The sequence below is a fragment of the Paenibacillus phytorum genome, from assembly GCF_013141715.1.
GTDB lineage: Bacteria > Bacillota > Bacilli > Paenibacillales > NBRC-103111 > Paenibacillus_E > Paenibacillus_E phytorum.
Window position 1 is genome coordinate 59,214 of the sequence record NZ_WHOA01000263.1, and the last position, 22,047, is coordinate 81,260.

The 22,047-nt window shown below is 43.5% G+C and carries 20 protein-coding genes; 16 read left to right on the plus strand and 4 right to left on the minus strand.

From position 1 onward, the window contains the following. Window positions 1-181 precede the first annotated feature (181 nt). The 3 genes from infC to rplT are packed head-to-tail and all read left to right on the plus strand — an operon-like array spanning window position 182 to window position 1,330. On the plus strand, window positions 182-682 hold the full coding sequence (gene infC / locus GC098_RS39345; RefSeq protein ID WP_047681158.1) for a translation initiation factor IF-3: 501 nt from the start codon (window positions 182-184) through the stop codon (window positions 680-682). Between the two features lie 30 nt (window positions 683-712). Beyond that, window positions 713-916, plus strand: a complete 204-nt coding sequence (rpmI, locus tag GC098_RS39350) for a 50S ribosomal protein L35 (protein WP_171649758.1) — start codon at window positions 713-715, stop codon at window positions 914-916. A 54-nt stretch (window positions 917-970) separates the two neighbouring features. Beyond that, window positions 971-1,330 (plus strand): 50S ribosomal protein L20, encoded by a 360-nt coding sequence (gene rplT, locus GC098_RS39355; RefSeq protein ID WP_029199204.1) that lies wholly within the window; start codon window positions 971-973, stop codon window positions 1,328-1,330. 66 nt (window positions 1,331-1,396) lie between these two features. On the opposite strand, the gene GC098_RS39360 is transcribed toward rplT, so the two are convergent. From GC098_RS39360 to GC098_RS39370, 3 genes are read right to left on the minus strand one after another with little or no spacing between them, the layout of a single operon-like run. Continuing rightward, on the minus strand, window positions 1,397-2,497 hold the full coding sequence (locus GC098_RS39360) for a GerAB/ArcD/ProY family transporter (protein ID WP_171649759.1): 1,101 nt from the start codon (window positions 2,495-2,497) through the stop codon (window positions 1,397-1,399). Between the two features lie 23 nt (window positions 2,498-2,520). Beyond that, a complete protein-coding gene (locus tag GC098_RS39365; protein WP_171649760.1) occupies window positions 2,521-3,756 on the minus strand; it encodes a Ger(x)C family spore germination protein in 1,236 nt (411 codons plus the stop codon). 26 nt (window positions 3,757-3,782) lie between these two features. Then, window positions 3,783-5,309 (minus strand): spore germination protein, encoded by a 1,527-nt coding sequence (locus GC098_RS39370; RefSeq protein ID WP_171649761.1) that lies wholly within the window; start codon window positions 5,307-5,309, stop codon window positions 3,783-3,785. A gap of 516 nt (window positions 5,310-5,825) precedes the next feature. On the opposite strand from GC098_RS39370, the gene ilvB reads away from it, so the two are divergent. The 13 genes from ilvB to leuB all read left to right on the plus strand — a co-directional run bounded on the left by ilvB (window position 5,826) and on the right by leuB (window position 21,110). Next, complete coding sequence (gene ilvB, locus GC098_RS39375; protein ID WP_171649762.1) at window positions 5,826-7,571, plus strand: biosynthetic-type acetolactate synthase large subunit; 1,746 nt, start codon at window positions 5,826-5,828, stop codon at window positions 7,569-7,571. Beyond that, window positions 7,571-8,059 carry an acetolactate synthase small subunit gene (gene ilvN, locus GC098_RS39380; RefSeq protein ID WP_057305082.1) on the plus strand — a complete coding sequence of 163 codons (489 nt, stop codon included), beginning with the start codon at window positions 7,571-7,573 and terminating at the stop codon, window positions 8,057-8,059. The genes ilvB and ilvN overlap by 1 nt, the downstream gene beginning before the upstream one ends. 193 nt (window positions 8,060-8,252) lie before the next feature. Further along, the gene (ilvC, locus tag GC098_RS39385) at window positions 8,253-9,245 is read left to right on the plus strand and encodes a ketol-acid reductoisomerase (RefSeq protein WP_047681140.1); all 993 of its coding nucleotides are present in this window, start codon (window positions 8,253-8,255) and stop codon (window positions 9,243-9,245) included. A gap of 324 nt (window positions 9,246-9,569) precedes the next feature. After that, window positions 9,570-11,117, plus strand: coding sequence for a 2-isopropylmalate synthase (locus tag GC098_RS39390; RefSeq protein WP_171649763.1), 1,548 nt, complete (start codon window positions 9,570-9,572; stop codon window positions 11,115-11,117). 96 nt (window positions 11,118-11,213) lie between these two features. After that, a complete protein-coding gene (locus tag GC098_RS39395) occupies window positions 11,214-12,410 on the plus strand; it encodes an aminotransferase-like domain-containing protein (protein WP_171649764.1) in 1,197 nt (398 codons plus the stop codon). Between the two features lie 84 nt (window positions 12,411-12,494). Next, window positions 12,495-12,821, plus strand: coding sequence for a hypothetical protein (locus GC098_RS39400; protein WP_216625596.1), 327 nt, complete (start codon window positions 12,495-12,497; stop codon window positions 12,819-12,821). Between the two features lie 99 nt (window positions 12,822-12,920). Further along, window positions 12,921-13,769, plus strand: coding sequence for a VanW family protein (locus GC098_RS39405; RefSeq protein WP_246359233.1), 849 nt, complete (start codon window positions 12,921-12,923; stop codon window positions 13,767-13,769). A gap of 150 nt (window positions 13,770-13,919) precedes the next feature. Continuing rightward, a complete protein-coding gene (locus GC098_RS39410; protein ID WP_171649766.1) occupies window positions 13,920-15,455 on the plus strand; it encodes a spore germination protein in 1,536 nt (511 codons plus the stop codon). Next, complete coding sequence (locus GC098_RS39415; RefSeq protein ID WP_171649767.1) at window positions 15,452-16,552, plus strand: GerAB/ArcD/ProY family transporter; 1,101 nt, start codon at window positions 15,452-15,454, stop codon at window positions 16,550-16,552. The genes GC098_RS39410 and GC098_RS39415 overlap by 4 nt, the downstream gene beginning before the upstream one ends. Next, complete coding sequence (locus GC098_RS39420) at window positions 16,549-17,667, plus strand: Ger(x)C family spore germination protein (RefSeq protein WP_171649768.1); 1,119 nt, start codon at window positions 16,549-16,551, stop codon at window positions 17,665-17,667. Before GC098_RS39415 ends, GC098_RS39420 begins: the two co-directional genes overlap by 4 nt. Beyond that, window positions 17,664-18,764, plus strand: a complete 1,101-nt coding sequence (locus GC098_RS39425) for a GerAB/ArcD/ProY family transporter (protein WP_171649769.1) — start codon at window positions 17,664-17,666, stop codon at window positions 18,762-18,764. The genes GC098_RS39420 and GC098_RS39425 overlap by 4 nt, the downstream gene beginning before the upstream one ends. Before the next feature lie 26 nt (window positions 18,765-18,790). Beyond that, a complete protein-coding gene (locus tag GC098_RS39430) occupies window positions 18,791-19,879 on the plus strand; it encodes a Ger(x)C family spore germination protein (protein ID WP_171649770.1) in 1,089 nt (362 codons plus the stop codon). 151 nt (window positions 19,880-20,030) lie between these two features. Next, entirely contained in the window at window positions 20,031-21,110 is a 1,080-nt protein-coding gene (gene leuB / locus GC098_RS39435) for a 3-isopropylmalate dehydrogenase (protein WP_056835930.1), read from the plus strand. Window positions 21,111-21,192: 82 nt separating this feature from the next. On the opposite strand, the gene GC098_RS39440 is transcribed toward leuB, so the two are convergent. Then, complete coding sequence (locus GC098_RS39440) at window positions 21,193-21,996, minus strand: DUF2935 domain-containing protein (RefSeq protein ID WP_171649771.1); 804 nt, start codon at window positions 21,994-21,996, stop codon at window positions 21,193-21,195. Window positions 21,997-22,047: the final 51 nt, after the last annotated feature.

Genomic DNA, 22,047 nt, shown 5'->3' on the forward strand with positions numbered 1-22,047 from the left:
GCCCGCTTCTCACCTGACCGACACCTGTTGGCTGGTTTGAATGAATCGTCATGAATGTACAATAGGTTTGCATGAACCTGTTATTGATGAAGATGTGGGCCACTGCGCCCACATCTTTTTTATATTGTTAGAGAGAGCGTTACATACTTTATGGAGGTGGAATACTATTAGCAAAGACCATATGATTAATGACGAGATTCGTGTGAAGGAAGTACGCCTGATTGGGGCGGACGGAGAACAACTCGGCATCACGCCGATTCGCGAAGCTCTTCAAATCGCACTTGACGCGAATTTGGATTTGGTAAATGTGGCACCGACGGCTAAGCCGCCAGTATGCCGCATTATGGATTACGGTAAATTCCGTTATGAAACACAGAAGAAAGAAAAAGAAGCTCGCAAGAACCAGAAAATCGTGGATATCAAAGAAATTCGCTTAAGCGCGACAATCGATGAGCACGACTTCCAAACAAAGCTTCGCAATGCCGTTAAGTTTCTTGGCGAAGGCGATAAAGTGAAAGCCAGCGTCAGATTCCGTGGTCGTGAAATAGCGCACTCGGAGATTGGCCGTAGAGTGCTTGAACGTTTAGCTACTGAAACAGCTGACATTTCCTCACAGGAGCGCGCTCCAAAGCTTGAGGGAAGAAGCATGATCATGATCTTAACGCCGAAAGTCACTACCTAGGCGTTATACTAAATTAGGAGGAACAACACCATGCCGAAAATGAAAACACACAGCAGCTTGAAAGGCCGTTTCAAAATTACTGGCACAGGCAAAGTGATGAGATACAAACAAGGTAAAAATCACTTGCTTTCCGGTAAATCATCACGTACTAAACGTGTTCTTGGAACAAACCCAGTTATGGCTCCAGGCGATGTACGTCGTTTGCAACAACAACTGTCCCTTATCAAAGGTTAATCGTTATTAGCTAAAATTCGAACATCATTTATATATCCCAGGAGGTAGTTCACAATGGCAAGAGTCAAGGGCGGATTTATTCGCGCTCACCGTCGTAAGAAAATTTTGAAACTAGCAAAAGGTTATTTCGGTTCCAAGCATCGCTTATTTAAAACAGCTAAAGAACAAGTAATGAAATCTTTAGTGTATGCTTACCGTGACCGTCGTCAAACGAAACGTAACTTCCGCAGACTGTGGATTACACGTATCAATGCAGGCGCTCGTCAAAACGGCTTGAGCTACAGCAAATTGATGCACGGCCTGAAATTGGCTGGTATCGACATCAACCGCAAAATCTTGGCTGATCTAGCTGTGAATGATTCCAAAGCGTTCAACGATTTGGCAACAGCTGCAAAAGCAAAAGTAAACGCGTAATTGCGTTCTTAGAAGCCTGTTCCCTTTAGGGAGCAGGCTTCTTTTTGCATAAAATGGACGAGGTTTTTAAACGTTGGATGGTGTTTCTGATCGACGATTTTTACGAAACAGCACAACCACGAACATCAACAGCGGAATAACGACTTGAAAGACTGGGAAAAACTTCACACTAACATTCAAGCCAAGCCACACGTGATAGGTATAGTTCGGTTCTATAAAAGATGTGATAAAAATAATAAAACCCACATAGAAAATCCACAGGCGTCTACTTGTTGAACTCGATAATCGGGTACATGCATAAACGGCCCCCCAGTAGAATGCGGTCATTTTCACAAATAAACCAAGAAATAAGAGCAAGGTGACCATAACGTCAAGTCGCTCTAAAATATCACCAACCTGTATTAACTGAACGGCCTGTAAAAAAGGTAAGGTACTATTTGCAACAAGGGTTGTCCCAAGCGCCATCAGGTTTAAAATATTCATCAAAATTAAAAAAACGGCAACACTGAGATAAGAGAGTATACTAATTCGCTTAATCTTTTGCTTCTCAGACAACAAGTGCCATATCATAAAAAACAGCACCATTTGTCCAAATGGAAACGATAAAATGTCAGGGAATGCGGCTTTGATAACAGGACCAAGTCCATTATCGAGAATAGGTAACAGGTTGTCTTTATGGAGGATTCCAGAAATCAAAATCAATAATATCAATGCTCCGTAGCTTACGAAAATAAGCGGTAACAGGGCCTCATTCACTCTGGAGAATGTTTCGATACCCATGGCAACCGCGTAAGTAGCAAGTAATACAATAATAAGCATAGTCACATATTGGGGTGTCGAGCTTAGCAGTGTTAGATTCGTTATCTCTCCAAAATCTCGAAGGTTTCTCATGGATTCATAGGCAAAATAAAGGGCAAAGAGGATCCCAATCCCTGTTCCTATTTTGGTCCCGAAACACAGCTTTAAGAGCCCGATCAGACACTCTTCTGGTGCTATTCGTTGTATATACAAAAACATGATTAATAAAAGCAAACCCGCTGCAGCGGCGAACAGCATGGCAAGCCAAGAATCCTGCTTAGCGCCGCTGCCTAAGGCAAATAAGGGTGTACTTCCTATTTCGAAAAGCATGATCGTGACGGCTAGTTGGTAATTGCTGATGCGCTCCATAGCAAGCCTCCTTCCATAACTTACTATTCGTGGTCATGCAGTAGTTGCTTAAAAGGCTTATTACTCATTCCAATTCGGTCAATTTTAATATGAACACTGGGCTCTAATTGGAGGGAAGGAAATTGTTCTTCCCAGTCGTTCTTTATTTTCTTCCATACCTTAGGATATTTTCTGTGAATCACATCTGCAAAACCAAATACATCCGTATTTTTCTCGATAGCAGATTGAAAGGCTTTGATCATTAAGTTCGTAACTTCCTCATTCGCAATGTCTTCCGTGGCTTTAATACCCTTTATCTTTGAGAGGTCGTCATTGCAGCCATTCTCAATAAGAACACCAGCAGCATGTACTTCCACTTTCATTATCCATTGCCCGTCTTTTGCAAGGATCGGCTTCAATTTGCTTGTCGCTTTGGTGATTCGAATCGCCGATTTATGATCTTTGCTGCCTTTGGAACAGCCAAAATGCAAAACGGTCTGTTTAATTGTGTCCCGGATCCAATTAATTCCGTATCCTTCATCGGATGTAAACCAGCCAACGAGCTTATCCTGTTTGAAAATACCAAGTCTGCCCAATTTTAATTTGTTTGCAGATGTTGTTTTCTTTAATTCAGCAATAGAAGAGTTAGGGCCAACGCCAGTGCCAGAAATGATCACTTCAGGAATCAATGTATAGGAAGAGTCACTCGTCATTCCCATCATGACATTTTGAATCATCATTTGATTAAAATTAGAGCCGTTTTTTTCTTCATTGCGAATCATATTGCGAACGGCAGCTCCAGGCAGCTTCTCAATGGACGCAACCTGCTCCAGGATTCTTCTTCCTTCCCCATTCGTTACTAATACGCTGACAGTCTCCCGAGCATCCGAATTGCGCAAATAGATGTCCATGAGCTGGGAAATGCCGTGCTTTGCCGCCTGTTCACCAATGACAACAATTCGATTATGGGCAAAAAACATAGCACGCGGCATTTCCAAACTTGATTTTTGAACCGCGCCTCGAAGGGTACCGCCGCTCGTAGAGAATACGCTGACAGGTGCTTGCTGGCCGGCATTTCCACCCATGCTTTGACTCGAAATCGATTGTGGAATGACGATCTGATAAGAAACAGTCCAGTCTTTCCCGTTCCAATCAATGGCTGTTGCTGCTGTAATTCCGAGTTGATTTAACTCGATCCGATCCCAGCATCCGGATAGCAGTAGGCATAAGAAGATGCTTGTTAGTAAGCGAAACCAACCGTGAAGGAAGTTTTTTCCCATTCACATAGCACCTCCTTAATGGCATATCAGGGATTATCCCTCTTTGGTGGAGACTTCTTCATGTTCGGTGCTTGTCTGGTGTAGTTTTTGCTTAAGGGGCGACCAGGCATTTTCGCCCATGGAACTCGGATGAGAATATCTCTAAACTTTGGTAAAGCTAGAGGGGCAATAGGCGTTAGATAAGGGACTCCGAAAGAAAGGAGAGAGGCTAAATGAATCAAGATGGCCATGCATCCTGCCATGATCCCGAACAAGCCAAATGTACCAGCTAGCAGCATAAGGATGAATCGGATTAATCGGGCAGCTATCCCCATGTTTAACGCTGGTGTAACGAAATTGGAGATGGCCGTGAAGGAAACGACAATGACCATAGCTGCCGAAACAAGACCAGCTTGCACAGCAGCTTGCCCCAGTACGAGTGCACCAACGATGGATATGGCGGAACCGATGACACGAGGCATTCGTATGCCAGCCTCCCGAAGAACCTCGAACGTAATTTCCATCAAGAGAGCTTCCACAATAGCGGGGAAAGGGACGCCTTCCCGCTGTGCGGCCAGGCTGATCAGCAAAGTTGTCGGCAGCATCTCTTGATGAAAGGTTGTGACGGCGATATAGCAGGATGGGAGCAGCATGGAAACAAAGAAAGAGATATAACGAATACAGCGGACGAAAGTAGCGATATCAAAGCGTTGATAGTAATCTTCACTCGATTGAAGAAATCTGAAAAAGGTTACTGGAGCAAGCAGAACGAAAGGAGTTCCATCGACGATAATGGCCACTTGTCCTTCCAGAAGGCCGGCTGCTACGGCATCTGGCCTCTCTGAGTTCATGATGGTAGGGAATGGGGTGTAGGTTCTATCTTCGATGAATCCTTCAATGTACCCGCTCTCAAGGATGCTGTCGACGTCTATCCTGTCTAGGCGACTCTTGACTTCTTGAACGACTTGATCTTCAGCAATTCCATCCAAATAGGTGATGACAACTTCAGTTTGCGTGTATCGACCTAATCGCAGGCTAATAAACCGAAGATCGGGGGATTTAATTTTCCTCCGCAGCAAGGAGGTATTCGTTCGCAAGTCTTCTGTAAAGCTTTCTTTTGGACCTCTTACGACGGTTTGTGTTTGAGGCTCCTCTATGGCACGCTTGTCCCACCCTGTTGTACCGGCGATTAATGCTTCATTGTAGCCGTCAGCCATAATGGCGGTGTTACCGTCCAAGAGAGCTGCTAAGAGGTCTACGCCCTCAATCGTAGCGGTCAAATGACTAATGGTTAAAGCTTGTCTCAATAAGTCATGAAAACAGATTTCTTGGTTCCAGTAAAACTCGGTTTCTTGAGAAGTTAGAAGGGGCTTGATAATATGATCATTAACCGCTTCCGATTTAACGAGACCCTCTATGTACACAAGAGCAATCGCATTGGTATCGGGAAAGATGCCGATATCCATACGGCGAATGATGACATCCGAACTTGTCCCAAGCTTTTTCAGGAGCAGTTCAATATTCTCTTGCAGGTCTGTTGAAAGCGGGAAAGGGATTGGCAGGGACGATTTCATCAGCAGCCCCCTAATTTTCCTAGAATAGTATTATCTTCTCTCACCTGATTTTGTTTTATTCAGTTTGACTATTGACTATTCTTCGGGGGATGCATATAATAATCTTTAACCATATTCTATATGGTGATCTACACTAACGAATCGGCTATGAAGAGGAAGAAGTAATAAGGGCACTTATGCGCAGAGAGCGTTGGACTTGCTGAAACCATCGCCTTAATCCCTTAAGTACGAAGTCACCTCGGAGCTGTTTTCCTGAAACTTGCGGCACGGCCGTAGGCAATAGGGGAAATCGGAAGAGCACACGTTATCGTGCTGAGGGTATTGTTCTTCATGAACATACCTGCTAAGGCTATGTGCTGTGAGGCGCGTAGCAAATTTGGGTGGTACCACGGAAGCTTGAACCCCTTTCGTCCCGTTTACACGTTACGTGCGTGTATGGGATGAATAGGGGTTTTTCTTATTGTCTAAGAAAGCTCGATGATTCACATGAACTTACTTTTTGAGAGGAGGATCACAATGAATGTTCAAACTGAACCAAAGAAGTCAAAAGAAGAATTAATTGAGAAGCTTATGAAGCCGGACCTGATTACAGGCTCCGAAATCCTGCTAAGAAGCTTATTGCTGGAGGGTGTGGACTGCGTCTTTGGATATCCGGGCGGCGCTGTTCTGTACATCTACGATGCTATGCATGGTTTTGATGATTTTAACCACTTATTGACTAGACATGAGCAAGGCGCCATTCACGCAGCTGATGGATATGCACGTTCCACTGGTAAAGTTGGTGTATGTATCGCAACTTCCGGACCGGGGGCAACGAACCTCGTCACAGGAATTGCTACAGCATATATGGATTCCGTTCCGTTAGTCGTCATTACAGGTAACGTTGCTACAAACTTCATTGGTACGGATGCTTTCCAAGAGGCTGATATTACGGGTATTACGATGCCTATTACCAAACACAGCTACTTGGTTAGAGACGTGAACGATCTACCGCGCATCATTCATGAAGCGTTCCATATAGCGAACTCAGGTCGTAAAGGTCCGGTTCTTATTGACATTCCTAAGGATGTCTCCGCTCATAAAACGATATTTAAACCCGTAACAGATGTAAGTATCCGCGGTTATAACCCAACGGTGCAACCGAATAAACTGCAAGTGGATAAGCTGATCAAAGCTATCGAAGAAGCAGAACGTCCGGTCATTATTGCAGGCGGCGGTGTTGTATACGCAGACGCGTCCAAAGAATTAATCGAGTTTGTTAATAAAACACAGATTCCGGTTGCAACAACCTTGCTCGGATTAAGCGGCTTCCCAAGCGCGCATGAGCTATGGCTCGGAATGCCAGGGATGCACGGGACGTTTACAGCGAACACAGCCATTCAGAATGCGGATCTCTTGATTTCTATCGGCTCCCGATTCGATGACCGCGTGACGATGAATTTGAACGGTTTTGCTCCAAAAGTGAAGAAAATCGCTCACATTGACGTTGATCCTGCGGAAATTGGCAAGAACGTGAAGACCGATATCCCATGTGTTGGCGACGTGAAAGCTGTTCTGGAATATGCGAACACCAAAGCAAAGCCTGCGAAGAGCGGAGCGTGGATTGCTGAACTTCAGGAAAGCAAAGAGAAGTTCCCTCTGAAATATGGCCAAACCGAGACGGAATTGAAGCCACAATTCGTTATCGAGATGATTAGTGAGACGACGAAGGGCGAAGCGATCGTAACGACTGACGTTGGTCAACATCAAATGTGGGCTGCACAGTTCTATAAGTTCAAAAACCCACGCTCTCTTGTAACTTCCGGCGGACTTGGTACGATGGGCTTTGGCTTCCCTTCCGCGATCGGCGCACAAATGGGTAACCCGGATAAGCTGGTTGTTTCCATTAATGGCGACGGCGGCGTTCAAATGTGTGCGCAAGAACTTGCGATCTGCGCGATTAACAACATTCCGGTGAAGGTTGTTATTATTAACAACCAAGTGCTGGGCATGGTTCGTCAATGGCAGGAGATCATTTATGATAACCGCTATAGCCATATTGACTTGGCTGGCAGCCCTGATTTCGTGAAGCTGGCAGAAGCTTACGGCGTAAAAGGCTTGCGTGCCACGACGAAAGAAGAAGCAAGAAGAGCATGGCAGGAAGCACTCGATACACCGGGTCCTGTCGTTATTGATTTCGTCGTACCAAAAGGAGAGAATGTGTTCCCAATGGTTAAAGCAGGCGATACAATTAGTGACATGTTAATGGGGGATTCGGAATAATGACAACTAAACATACAGTTTCCGTACTCGTAAACAATCAGCCTGGTGTCCTGCAGCGTGTATCCGGTTTGTTCGGACGCAGAGGCTTCAATATTGAAAGCATCACCGTAGGGGAGTCCGAAGAACTCGGACTTTCCCGAATGGTTATCGTCACCACAGGAGACGACAACACACTTGAGCAAATTTCCAAGCAATTGTACAAGCTGATTGATGTCATTAAAGTCATCGACCTAAGCTCGAACCCAATGGTTGCCAGAGAACTTGCACTCATTAAAGTAAATGCAGAACCGATTATGCGTCCGGAAATACTTGGTATTGTAGAGACGTTCCGCGCAGCGGTTGTAGATATTGGGCCAGCCTCAATTATCGTGCAAGTTGTAGGAGATTCAGATAAAATAGATGCTATGGTCGAATTACTTCGTCCTTATGGCATCCGTGAGCTTTCCCGCACGGGAGTCACAGCGATGATTCGCGGTTCAGTTAAATAAGTAATTAGGCAGTTTAGGTAAAGAGGTAAAGCCTCCTTGAGTGGGGCTTTCAGTGGTGTACTCTTTAGCGCTTTAAAAGGATGATCGTTGATGATGTCAGCGCTCGCTTATGCTTCAGAGGGTAAATCGTTGAAACACCCACTCAAGGGGTAGACAATTACGGATTCATCATATCAAAGGAGGATTTATTCGAATGGCAGTTACTACTTATTATGAAAAAGATGCAGACTTAGCGGTACTTAAAGGTAAAACGATTGCAGTTGTTGGTTATGGTTCCCAAGGGCACGCACAAGCACAAAACTTGCGTGACAGCGGATTGAACGTTATTATCGGACTACGTGAAGGTCGTTCATGGAATTCTGCAAAAAATGATGGTTTCGAAGTTGTATCCGTTGAAGAAGCAGCAAGACGCGCTGACGTGATCCAAATTTTGATGCCGGATGAAACACAAGCTCGCGTTTACCGTGAGTCCATTCAACCGAACATGAAAAAAGGCGCAGCAATCATGTTCTCCCATGGTTTCAACATCCATTTCGGACAAATCGTAGCTCCTGAAGGTACAGATGTATTCTTAGTAGCTCCTAAATCCCCAGGCCACATGGTACGTCGTACTTATGTTGAAGGCTTTGGCGTTCCTGGCTTGATCGCAATCGAGAAAGACGCTACTGGCAACGCAAAAGCAATCGGTCTTGCTTATGCAAAAGGTATCGGCTGTACACGTGCAGGCGTTATCGAAACTTCTTTCCGTGAAGAAACAGAAACTGATTTGTTCGGTGAGCAAGCTGTTCTTTGTGGCGGTGCTTCTGAACTGGTTAAAGCAGGTTTCGAAACATTGGTTGAAGCTGGTTATGCACCTGAAATGGCTTACTTCGAGTGTCTACACGAGCTGAAATTGATCGTTGATATGATGTATGAAGGTGGACTTGCTTCCATGCGCAGCTCCATCTCCAACACAGCTGAATACGGTGACTATGTAACTGGACCACGTATTATCACAGCTGAAACGAAAAAAGCAATGAAAGCTGTTCTTACTGATATTCAACAAGGTAAATTCGCTCGCGACTTCATCTTGGAAAACCAATCCAACTTTGCTTTCATGAACGCAACTCGTCGCAATGAAGCAGAGCACCCAATCGAAGTGGTTGGTAAAGAACTTCGTGAAATGATGCACTGGATCAAAAAGTAATCATAAGTACTAATTTATAGCTGTACCTTCCACAGGGAGTGATTGAGGAGAATTTCCCAATCACTCCCTGTGAATACTATAAAGACGAGTAAAAATTTGCGAGTGTGCCTTTTAATTCTTCGAAGGACTACCCAGTGGAGGGCTCAGTGTTTGCTGGAGAAGCGTAGCGTTCGCCTTTGAAAACGTGTCCCAACCTTTGGTTTAAGTGGATGAGGGGACGTATTTTCAAGAAGTGATCGGAAGCAAATGCTGAAGACCGGAACGGTCATGGTTTTCAACTTCGATGGTTAATAGAACAATCGAAATCTTTTAGGAGGTGACATGGTGCGCAAAATCTACATCTTTGATACAACGCTTAGAGACGGAGAGCAATCGCCAGGTGTGAACCTGAACACGCAGGAGAAAGTCGAGATCGCGCTGCAGCTAGAGAAGCTTGGCGTTGATCGTATGGAGGCTGGTTTCCCAGCCGCATCGCCAGGTGATTTGGCTGGTGTGAATGCCGTTGCGAGAGCCGTCAGGAATGCCTCTGTTATCGGTTTGTCCCGCTCGAAGGAGAGTGACATCGAGGCCGTCCGTGAAGCGCTACAGGGCGCTCAGGACCCGTGTATTCACTTATTCCTAGCGACGTCTCCTATTCATCGCCAGCATAAGCTGAAGATGGAGAAACACCAAGTGCTGGAAACAGCCGAAGCAGCGATTAAATATGCGAAAAAGTATTTCAGCAAAATCGAGTTTTCACTCGAAGATGCAGGGCGCACTGAGCTGGATTTCATCGCAGAAGTAACAGCAATGGCTATTCGTGCTGGCGCTTCCGTCGTGAATATTCCAGATACAGTCGGATTTATGACACCGTACGACTATGGCAATATTTTCAAAATGCTGAAGGAGACCGTGCCAGGCATTGAGAAGATTCAGCTGAGCGCGCACTGCCATGACGACCTCGGAATGGCTACGGCTAACGCGCTAGCGGCGGTGTTGAACGGTGCCGATCAAATCGAAGGCACCATCAACGGCATCGGCGAGCGAGCGGGCAACACCTCGATCGAGGAAGTTGTGATGGCGCTCGAGACGCGCCAGGATTTCTACCAAGCGAAAACTTCGCTTGTGCTGAAAGAAATCTATCGCACCAGCCGTTTGGTCAGCAAGCTGACCGGTATGGTGGTGCCAGGCAATAAGGCGATCGTCGGCGCTAACGCGTTCGCCCATGAGTCCGGCATCCATCAGGATGGGATGCTCAAAGAGAAAACGACTTACGAGATTATTTCCCCTGAGACCATCGGGGTCAAGGAAAGTAAGCTCGTGATGGGTAAACACTCAGGACGCCATGCGTTCCGTGAGAAGCTAATTGATCTTGGGTATGATCTTGGTGACGAGCAAGTGAATACGGCTTTCGCTAAGTTCAAAGACTTGGCAGATCGCAAGAAGCAAGTTGAAGACGAAGATATTCGCGCATTGATCGAAGAGAAACTGATCGAGACGCCGGAAATTTTCGCGCTTGGCACGCTTCAGGTTGCTTATGGCAACCAGATGACACCAACGGCAACCGTGCATGTTCGCTTCCAGGACGGCACCGAAGTGGCGGAAAGCGCAGTCGGTAACGGCTCGGTTGATGCGATCTATAATGCGATTGATAAAGCAACGAAGGAAGACGTCGAACTTGACGACTACTCCATCAAATCCGTGTCCCACGGCAAAGATGCATTAGGCGAAGTTCATGTAGTTCTTAAGCAGAATGATGTATCCTTTCAAGGTCGCGGTATTTCAACGGATATTCTGGAAGCAAGCGCCAAAGCGTATTTGGACGCTGTGAACAGGCTCATTGAAAAACGCAAAACTCCGACAAGCAACAGAAGCAACGTTACGTTGATTTAATAACCTTGAGTCCACGGCACCACCCAGATAAGCACCTCACCTCCAAGCATAACGAGGAGGGGTGCTTTCTACAAATGCGAAAGGATGCGTCCATTTATGAAATATCGATTTTCTAAGTCGCTGGAAGGTTTCTCATCCTCGGCGGTAAGAGAAATTCTCAAGCTGACACAAGGCAGTTCGATTATTTCTTTTGCCGGCGGATTGCCTGCTGAAGAGTTTTTTCCTTTGGACGCGGTTGCTGATGCGTTTCAAAGAGTGATTGGCGGCGGGAAGTCAGCGCTGCAATATGGTTTGACTGAGGGCTACAAGCCACTTCGTGAATCCTTATGCAAGCGGATGGCTGCTAAGAATATGCAAGTAACACCTGACGAGATGCTGCTGACGACGGGTTCTCAGCAAGCGATTGATCTTATGACGCGTGTTTACATTGATGAAGGCGATGTCATTCTTGTTGAAAGCCCGACGTATTTGGCGGCGATTCAAGTGTTTCAAGCCAAAGGCGCTAAGATTTATTCGGTTGATAGCGATAAAGACGGTATGATTCTTGAAGATCTATCGGCCAAAATTGCGAAGCACAATCCGAAGATGGTTTATGTCATTCCGACCTTCTCCAACCCGGCAGGCCGTGCATGGAGCTTGGAACGCCGTCAAGGCTTATTGGATATTTGCCGCGGCGCGGAAGTCCTTATTCTGGAAGATGATCCGTATGGGGAAATTCAGTTTGACGAAAGCGAAACCTATCCAACGATCTTCTCACTGGGTGGCAAAGCTGAAGGAGGGAATGTTGTTTACACCAGCACATTCTCCAAAACCGTCGCTCCTGCCTTCCGAACAGGATGGGTAATGGGCGACGAAACCATTATTCGCCAAATTGCTCGTTTTAAGCAATCTGCGGATCTGCACTCCAGCACGATTGATCAGCAAACGCTGTATCATTTGCTTGAGCACTTTGATCTCGACGAACATATCTCCTTAATTCGTGAGCAATATCTGGATCGGATGAAATTCATGTCAGGCCTATTGAAAGATTTAAACTGGCCTGGACTGAAGTGGGAAGAACCGAAGGGCGGCATGTTCATCTGGGTGGAGCTTCCAGCGCATATTCGTGCAGAAGATCTGCTGAAAATCGCGGTAAAAGAAGGCGTCGCGTTTGTTCCAGGATCCACATTTTACGCCGAAAATCCACAATACAACACGATGCGCCTGAATTACACGCATACGGATCGTGCGAACACGATACTCGGTATGCAGAAATTAGCTAAGGCTATGGAATCATATCTACAAAATGCATAGAAGATAGCGCACCCTCATGCCAATTGGTCGTCCAAGACCATCAGCATGAGGGTGCTTTTTTTTGGGGTTTGGCGGCTTATTGACATGGAATATATTTCAAATTATGATAAAAGGAGGACAATGGAAAGGATTGGTGACTTCATGTTGATACAGATTTCCAATTATTTGTTCATGGGTTCTTTATTATTGCTTATTGTAACTTGTATTGCAAAAGGTGCATTGAGCCAAGGATTTACTAGTGTAACTGGTTTAGGCGGCAATAGCGGATCAGTCACAGATTTGAATATGGAACATGATCAAAAGAAACAATTTCAATTTCAAGATTCATTGATTGGTAGGATCGTAAAGTCTTATTTCTTTTGGATTTCAGTTTCTGGTATTATCATTTCCATAGTTATCTCAAAGCTCTAAGAGTATAAAAAAAGCCGCCAAGTCAGTGAATTACTGGCAATGGCGGCTTTTTGCTCAAAATGATCGAAGAAATTGTCTGTTGTTGAAGGAGGCTTTTCTTTGCTTAAACCAATCAACCGAAGCCGAGCAAGAATATTCCTTGGTAAAAAGGTGTATCGACTTAAAAGGTATCTTCAGTGGTATATGGATGGTAAGAACTACGCCAAAGCGAAGCAAGCGGAGCCTCTCCCTTATCTCCTATTTTCACATAAAACGCCACTCCTTAGGCAGCTAAAGGATGTAGATATGTGGCTACAACATAATAAAGTGATTAATCTAAAGATCGCAGCCAAGCAGTTAAACGGTGTCATTGTGAAGCCAGGAGAAACATTCTCCTATTGGCGGTTAATTGGCAGCACAACACGGCGTAAAGGCTATCAGGACGGCATGGTGCTTTTTCATGGGCAGGTGCAGAAGGGGGTTGGAGGTGGGTTATGCCAGCTTTCGAATTTAATCTACTGGATGACACTGCATACACCACTTACCGTAACGGAAAGGTATCGCCATAGCTATGACGTATTTCCGGATGCGGGAAGAAGTCAGCCTTTTGGAAGCGGAGCAACTTGTTTCTATAATTATTTAGACTTGCAAATCCTAAATGAGACGACGGAGGAGTTTCAACTCGCTATCCGGGTGACCGATACTCATTTGGTTGGGGAGTGGCGTGCTGTTAGGCCAGCAATGCATACCTATGAAATTTATGAGAACAAGCATTGGATTACGCGCGAATACTGGGGCGGCTATGTTCGCCATAATGAGATACATCGCAGAGTGCTGAACTTGGAAAGTGAAATTGTTGGTGATGAATGGGTGACTGAGAATCATGCCATAATGATGTATGAACCGCTATTGCCGCAAGGTACGTCATCAACTGAAAATCCAGAAAATTTCATTGATAAATTAGGATAGTGCAACTTGTATTAATTTGCTATTTGAAGCTGTTTGGATGATATATCCAGATGGCTTCTTTGCTTTTGTTTACATGACGTTGGTTTCCGAATAATTTTGCCTATATATGGGAAACTATTGGGTACATGATATTAGAATGGTGGTGCAGGGATGGGGACGATCCGTAGATGGTTAAATGGCATAAAATCAGCTCCAATCAAGAAATCATCTGATCATCTTAATCACCCGATTTCAGGGACCCTCGAAAATAACCTAATTACCCTACAAGCCTTATTTAGTCATGCCCCGGATCTTGTTACTCGTCAGTTTCAATTAAGAACAGGGGACAATGCTGTACTTGTTTATTTGGAAGGACTTATTGATAAATCAGCGATCAATAATAACATTTTAACACCGCTTATTTATGAAATCGAATCGGTTAACGATATTTGGAGCTCTTCCATCACGATAGCAAAAACAGAAATTGTAACCTTATGGTCAGATATTGAACAATCGATTTTCCAAGGCAAAAGCATCCTACTCATTGATGGGCAGACGCGTTCGCTTGCTTTACATACGCAAGGCTGGCCTCAAAGAGCGATTAAAGAGCCGCAAATCGAATCGACGTTAAAGGGGTCGCATCAAGGGTTTGTAGAGACATCGGGGCAGAACATTGCCCTTATCAGGCGCTATCTTCCTAATCGCGAACTGAAAATAAAAGAATATTTCGTCGGATCTCGGGGAAATACGAGAGTTTCTGTGATGTATCTCGAAGATGTTGTACAACCTGATTTCGTGAAAGAAATGGAGGACCGTCTGCTGCAAATTGATGTGGATGCCATTCTAAATACGGGAGAATTAGCGGAATTTATAGAAGATCATCCGATAAGTCTTTTTCCACAATTAATCATGACGGAACGTCCGGATTCTGCTGCAGCTCATATTTTGCAAGGAAGAATAGTCGTCATTGTCGACCATTCACCCAGTGTGATCATTGCTCCTGTAACCTTTTCGGCATTCTTTCAAAGTGTCGATGATTACAGCAATCGTTGGATCATTGCTACTTTTCTACGTTTATTACGTTTTCTAGCCTTAATTACGACGATCTCTTTATCGGCTGTCTACATATCCATTGTTTCGTTTCATTATGAAGTACTACCTTTGGATTTATTGATATCGATTGGGGAATCCAGAGCAAAGGTACCTTTTCCTCCGATTGTAGAGGCGTTTCTCATGGAGCTAGCCCTAGAGATGTTAAGGGAAGCAGGTTTGCGTCTTCCAGGCCCTATTGGACAAACAATTGGAGTCGTAGGGGGTATTGTCATCGGTCAGGCGGCGGTTCAAGCGGGAATTGTAAGTAATATAATGGTGATTATCGTTGCTATCACAGCTATTTCCTCTTTTATTATCCCTGATTACGACATGTCATCTTCGCTGCGATTGCTCCGTTTTCCCATGATGATTATGGCCTCTTTGTTCGGTATGGTAGGCATTGTGATAGGGCTGATGATTATTGGGGCTCACCTTATTTCAATGGAATCTTTTGGGGTTTCCTATGGAAGTCCAGTTGCTCCCATCCGACTGTCTGATTGGAAAGACGTATGGATTCGGGTCCCCATGTGGAAAATGAAAAAACGTCCGGTCTCGGCTGATCCAACTCAACTACAAAGACAGGGAGCAAACAGAGAAGGTGAAGATCAACCATGAATAAATATTCGTTTAATCAAATTTCTTTGAAACAATACATCTTTATTATATTTGAAGCGCAAGTCGGGATCGGTGTCTTATCCCTTCCCCGCGATTTAGCGAAAACTGCCGGTAAGGATGGATGGATATCCATTTTATTAGGTTGGATATTGTCTATGCTGTTAAGCTTAATCATCATTCGGATTATGGAGAAAAACCCCGAATATACGTTAATCGAACTTTTATCTAAATACTTTGGCAAGTGGGTGGGTAAAAGTTTATCTGTTCTTTGGGTTCTGTATGCGACATTAGCAGCAAGTGTGGTCATGTTTTCAACGATCCATATCATAAAGGTATGGATCATACTGGATATTCGTGACTTTATCTTGATGATCCTGTTTGTCATTCCCATCTATATGATTACGAAGCATGGAATAAGGGTGATCGGAATCTTTGCTGAGTTAGTTTTTCTAGTCTCTTTGTGGATGCCTTTCTTGTTGTTTTATACATTCAAAGATACCCATTGGCTTTTCCTTCTTCCAATCGGTAAAGAAGGATTGCTTCCCATTCTGTCTACCGCAAAATCAACGATCCTTTCTTTCCTTGGATTTGAACTGGCTTTCATTCTATATCCGTTTCTAAAGGACAAAAAATCCGCGACCAAGGGAATTGTAATTGCAAACTCCTTATCCATGTTTGTATTTTTAATGGTGACAGTTATCAGTTTTGTTAGGTTTTCTCAAGATCAAATTAAAGACTACGCTTATCCCACGCTCAACTTATTGAAGCTCATCCGATTGCCGTTTTTAGAACGGTTGGAGATCACTTTTCTTTCCTTTTATTTGTTTATGCTATTTATGACGATCATTCCCTACCTCTACACAGCTGTGTTGGGAGCAAGTCAATTATGCGGCAAGCAGGATCATCGAAATGTTTTACGAGTACTCGTGTCCCTATGGATTTTAGTGTCTTTCTTTTTCCACCCTTCTTCTTCCCAAATCATTCAAATGGGCAAATCGTGGGGGATGGCAGGTACCTATTTCGCTTTTGTGTTCCCCATTTTCCTATGGATCTACGGATGGCTGTTTCATCTCACTAGAAAGGAACAGAAACAATGAAGAAATGGAAGAGCATTTTCTTAACATGGGCAGCTTTATTATGGTTAACCGGGTGCGGCAGAGCCGTTTATATAGAGAATCAACGGTTTCTTCTTATTCAGGGTATGGATTTTGATGAAGAAAAGAAGGTGGTCGTCTACACTTCAAGTCCTGTCTTCAGTAACGTAGCTAAGGATAGATATAAAATTACAAGCACAACTGCGGATACGATGCGTGAATCGAGGAAAAAACTCGAGTCGAAACTAAGCGGCAATATTGCAGCTGGAAAATTGCAAAGTATTCTTATAGGAAAAAAAATGCTGCAGCAAACAAATGTATTACCCTACTTGGATGTCTTCTATCGCGATCCCAAAAATGAAATTAATGCAAATGTGATTGTGCTTGATGGGTCTGTGAAAGAGGTGATGCATACGAATATGAGTGATAAAGGCCGAATAGCTGTTGCGATCCAACAATTGATAGAAAGCACATATAAAAGCAGAATTTCAGTGCTAACTACACTGCTGAAATTCCATCAACAAATGACGGATAATGCAATAACGCCTTGCATAACTGAAATGAGAGTAGAGAAGAATGATCTCGTTATTTCAGGGACTACTCTATTACATAAGGATGGTACCTATGCTGCCTCTTTCAATAAACAAGAAAGTTCTCTACTGATATTATTGCAGCGCAATACGGACAAACCCATACCGTTAACGTTTCACCTTTCTCCTAAGATGTTTCATACGGATGAAGAAATGTCTTATGTGAGTTTCAATATGAATAAGGTAAAGGTTAATTTCAAGACAAAGTTCGAAGGAAACCATCTTACCATCGATATCCAGATGAAGGTTCCGATCGATTTAACGGAACGTATGTTTACCTTAGACATGGAGAAACAGAGCAAACTGTTGGAACAAGCGATTGAACAAGAACTTGAAAAAGAGTGCCAGGATTTAATTAAGAAAGCTCAAAAGAATCAAGTAGACCCCTTTGGTTTTGGGATTTATGTGCGGGCACACGATTATAAAAACTGGAAGAAGGTAGAGGATAACTGGGGAAAAGCTCTATCTGAAGCAACAGTAAATGTTTCACCTAAAGTTGCCATCAAAAGTATCGGAGTTTCCGAATGAACAAATATTCGATGAATCAAATCTCCTTGAAACAATACATCTTTATTATTTGTGAAACCCAAGTTGGGATCGGTGTCCTATCCCTGCCTCGCGATTTAGCTAAAACAGCTGGTACCGACGGATGGATATCCATTTTTTTGGGTTGGATTGTGTCTATACTGCTAAGCTTAGTCATCATTAGAGTTATGGAGAAAAATCCCGAGTATACGTTATTCGAACTTTTAACTAAATACTTTGGTAAGTGGGTGGGTAAAGGGTTAACGGTAGCATGGATACTGTTTGCGGCATATTCAGCAATTACAGTCATGCTTGCAACGATTCATATCTTAAAGATATGGATCGTTCCGGATATACGGAACTTCATCTTAATGATCCTGTTTATCGTTCCCATCTATATGATTACCAAGCAGGGAATAAGGGTGATCGGACTCTTTGCTGAGTTTGTTTTTATGATCACTTTGTGGATGCCTTTCTTGTTGTTATTAACACTAAAGGATGTAGAGTGGATGTACCTTCTTCCGATTGGAAAAGGAGGATTGTTTCCCATTCTTTCTAATGTAAAATCAACCGTATTTTCTTTCCTTGGATTTGAATTGGCTTTCATTCTTTATCCTTTTCTAAAGGACAAGAAATCAGCATCCAAGGGGATTGTTATTGCAAATTCCTTATCGATGATGATCTACTTAACTACTACTGTCATCTGTTTTGTTAAATTCTCTCCAGTTGAGGTCATAGATTACGTTTATCCCACGCTCAACTTATTGAAAGTTATCCGATTGCCTTTTTTGGAACGGCTGGAGATTATTGGCCTATCCTTTTATTTGTTTATCATATTTATGACGATTATTCCTTACCTCTATATGGCTGTACTAGGAACAAGTCAATTATTTGGCAAGCAGGATCATCGAAATGTATTACGAATAAATATGATCCTATGGATCGTAATGTCTTTCTTTTTTATCCCTACTTCTTCTCAAATAATTATAATGGGCGAATCACAGGGGACTATAGGTTTATGCTTCGCTCTTGTGTTCCCCATTTTCCTTTGGATTTACGGATGGTTTTTTCATCGCAGAAGAAAGGAACATCGACAATGAAGAAATTCAATTACATTTTTCTAACATTGGCAATTTTATTGTTTGTACCTGGGTGCGGTAAAGCCATTTATTTAGAGAATCAACAATTTGTTCTTACAGAGGGCATAGATTTTGATGAGAATAATAAGCTAATCGTATACACGTCAACTCCTGTCTTCAACAAAGAAGCCACAGATAGATATAAGATCACATCAACAAGTGCTAAAACGATGCGCAAATCAAAAGGGGAAATTAATAGTAAGACGAGCGGCAACCTTGCTTACGGAAAATCGCAAAATGTTCTTATAGGAAAAAAACTGCTGCAGCAAAGAAACGCATTTCCCTATTTGGATGTTCTCTTCCGCGATTCCCGAAATGAGATTAATGCGAATGTGATTGTGGTTGACGGGACCATTAAAGATGTGATGTTTACGAACATGAGTGATAAAGGCATAGTCCCCAATGTGATTAAACAACAGCTAGAAAGCGCATATAAGAGCAGGATTACCGTACAAACTTCACTACAGCAATTTCATCAACAAATGAAGGATAAAGGAATGACGCCTGCTTTAACTGAAATGAAAGTAGAGAAAAATGACCTCGTTATTTCAGGTACTGTTCTTTTACATAAAGACGGCACCTATGCGACTTCTTTAAATCATCAAGAAAGTTCTCTGCTCCTATTATTACAGCGCAATGTGAATAACCCTTTACCCTTAACGTTTCACTTACCTCCTGAAATGTTCCATACGGATGAAAAGTTGTCCTATGTGAGTTTCAATATAAAAAAGGCAAATCCAAAGATTAAAGCGAATTTCGAAGGCGGCGATCTTACAATCGATATTAAGATGAAGGTTCAGATCGATTTGACGGAGCGCACGTTTGACCTCAACTTAGATGAGAAGAAAAAACAGTTAGAACAAGTCATTGAAAAAGAGTTGAAAAAAGAATGCGAGGCATTAATCAAGAAAGCTCAAAAATATCAAGTAGATCCTTTTCAGTTTGGTGTCCATGTACGCGCATATCAGAATAAAGACTGGAAGAAGGTAGAGGATAACTGGGGAAAAGCGCTATCTGAAGCAACAGTAAATGTTTCACCGAAAGTCATCATTAAAAGTATTGGGGTTTCTGAATAGTCGTTGAGAATTGTTGATAGGTGATACCTATAAATGCGATAGCTTTTATATCTAAAGAAGAGGGGCTACTTATGATACAATGTTAGCAGTATATAACGATAGTAAATGCTTTCAATAGCAGGTTTACTAATCTAAGGAGTGAATGGCAGTCATGGCAGATGTGAAGAAAATCGCTGTAATCGCTGGAGACGGAATTGGTCCAGAAGTCGTTGCAGAAGCGGAAAAAGTATTGAAACGTACCGAAGAATTATTCGGTTATCAATTTGAAACAGAGCACGCCTTATTCGGCGGGATTGCGATTGATGAGAAAGGAACGCCGCTTCCAGAAGAAACGTTGAAAGTTTGCCAATCGGCAGACGCTGTACTTCTAGGAGCTGTTGGCGGACCGAAATGGGATAACAACTCCAAAGAGCTTCGTCCTGAAACGGGCCTGCTCGGTATTCGTAAAGCGCTTGGATTGTTCTCGAACATTCGTCCAGCTTTCATCTTTGACTGCTTGAAAGAAGCTTCCACGTTGAAGCCTGAAGTGCTCGAAGGAACAGATTTGATCGTTGTTCGTGAATTGACTGGCGGGATCTACTTCGGTGAGAAATTCCGTCGTGAAACAGCGAATGGTCAAGAAGCTGTCGATACTTGTGCTTATAATGTTACTGAAATCGAGCGTATTGCTCGCCAAGCGTTTGAAATCGCACAGACGCGTCGCAAGAAGCTTGCTTCTGTAGACAAAGCGAACGTTCTTGAAACTTCCCGTCTATGGCGCGAAACCGTGAATCGCATTGCTGTTGATTATCCAGATGTTGAGCTAGAGCACGTGCTCGTTGATAACTGTGCGATGCAATTGCTGCGCCGCCCATCCAGCTTCGACGTCATCGTGACTGAAAACATGTTCGGCGACATTCTGAGTGATGAAGCAGCCATGCTGACAGGTTCCATCGGTATGTTGGCATCCGCTTCTCTTGGCGAAGGCAGCTTCGGCTTGTACGAGCCGGTACATGGCTCCGCTCCGGATATTGCTGGTCAAGGCATCTCCAACCCAATCGCAACCATTCTTTCGGTAGCGTTGATGTTCCGTTTGACATTCGGTTATCACGAAGCTGCAGATTCCATCGAACGTGCAGTGAAAGAAGTGCTGGATGCGGGTCACCGTACAGGCGACATCGCGGTTGATAAGAGCACAGCAATCGGTACCCTTGCAATGGGCCAACTGATCGTAGACGCTATGCGTAAATAATAAAAAGCTTGCCCAACGAGGCCGTAGAGGCTTCGGAGGGCGAGCTTTTTTTTTCAGCTCGGCCTCTGTACATTGCGAGAGTCTAGTTGGCAGCTTGTTTTCTTGTTAAGCTTGCTTCAAACATATCGATGATAGATAGGAATCTTTCAGCCTCACGAAACACATGGTCAGCAAGTAAGGGATGAATGATGCTTTTTATACGACAAGCTTCGATCAAGTCCCTTGCTGTTTTTTTGAAATCTCGCAGAGAAACAACAGAAACCCGATTCTGATCAAGGAATTGGTCGAGTAGCGGCTCCGTTTGGGACCCAGGACGCATGCCGCTTAAATCAAGGGCTTGAAAGAGCAGTTGGTCGAAATCTTGGCTAAAGTGGCGAGCTTGCTCTACGAGTTGTCGTTCGGACGGATCAAGGAGATGTCCGATGAACTTCGCATGGTCAGCCATTATTCTCAAAAAGAAAATATTTTCATCAATGATGGCATCAGGCAGCGGTTCTAATCGACCAGTATTCAATTCCTCTAGTCGATTTCTAAAATAATTGGCCTCTCTGCTGGTATGATCAACTAATAAAGGGAAATTGTTACCACCTGGAAGTTTACATTGGATGATGAGACCTAAAACTCTTCTTTTAAAAGCCCAAATATGGGTTGCGGCAAAATGGGCTTCCATGTTAAAGCGTTTGATTTGCTCAGGATCAGTTGACTCCGTGAATGCATGGGATTTGCCTTCTATTTGTTCAAAAGTATGATAAAAATGATCGGCTTCTTGAATTAATTGCGTATCCTCACACCGAAATCCCAGCTTCAGAAATAAAGAATGCTCTTTCATAATACGTGACCAGAATCGTATCTCATCCAATGAACGACTAACGAACTCATTTGACAATTCCGACACTCTCCTCAAGAAGTAGTCTGATACCCTATGTATAATCTTCGT

Coding starts and splice junctions, on each gene's coding strand:
- infC (WP_047681158.1), top strand. CDS start 182: ATGATTAATGACGAGATTCGTGTGAAGGAAGTACGCCTGATTGGGGCG.
- rpmI (WP_171649758.1), top strand. CDS start 713: ATGCCGAAAATGAAAACACACAGCAGCTTGAAAGGCCGTTTCAAAATT.
- rplT (WP_029199204.1), top strand. CDS start 971: ATGGCAAGAGTCAAGGGCGGATTTATTCGCGCTCACCGTCGTAAGAAA.
- GC098_RS39360 (WP_171649759.1), bottom strand. CDS start 2,497: ATGGAGCGCATCAGCAATTACCAACTAGCCGTCACGATCATGCTTTTC.
- GC098_RS39365 (WP_171649760.1), bottom strand. CDS start 3,756: ATGGGAAAAAACTTCCTTCACGGTTGGTTTCGCTTACTAACAAGCATC.
- GC098_RS39370 (WP_171649761.1), bottom strand. CDS start 5,309: ATGAAATCGTCCCTGCCAATCCCTTTCCCGCTTTCAACAGACCTGCAA.
- ilvB (WP_171649762.1), top strand. CDS start 5,826: ATGAATGTTCAAACTGAACCAAAGAAGTCAAAAGAAGAATTAATTGAG.
- ilvN (WP_057305082.1), top strand. CDS start 7,571: ATGACAACTAAACATACAGTTTCCGTACTCGTAAACAATCAGCCTGGT.
- ilvC (WP_047681140.1), top strand. CDS start 8,253: ATGGCAGTTACTACTTATTATGAAAAAGATGCAGACTTAGCGGTACTT.
- GC098_RS39395 (WP_171649764.1), top strand. CDS start 11,214: ATGAAATATCGATTTTCTAAGTCGCTGGAAGGTTTCTCATCCTCGGCG.
- GC098_RS39400 (WP_216625596.1), top strand. CDS start 12,495: ATGGAATATATTTCAAATTATGATAAAAGGAGGACAATGGAAAGGATT.
- GC098_RS39410 (WP_171649766.1), top strand. CDS start 13,920: ATGGGGACGATCCGTAGATGGTTAAATGGCATAAAATCAGCTCCAATC.
- GC098_RS39415 (WP_171649767.1), top strand. CDS start 15,452: ATGAATAAATATTCGTTTAATCAAATTTCTTTGAAACAATACATCTTT.
- GC098_RS39420 (WP_171649768.1), top strand. CDS start 16,549: ATGAAGAAATGGAAGAGCATTTTCTTAACATGGGCAGCTTTATTATGG.
- GC098_RS39425 (WP_171649769.1), top strand. CDS start 17,664: ATGAACAAATATTCGATGAATCAAATCTCCTTGAAACAATACATCTTT.
- leuB (WP_056835930.1), top strand. CDS start 20,031: ATGGCAGATGTGAAGAAAATCGCTGTAATCGCTGGAGACGGAATTGGT.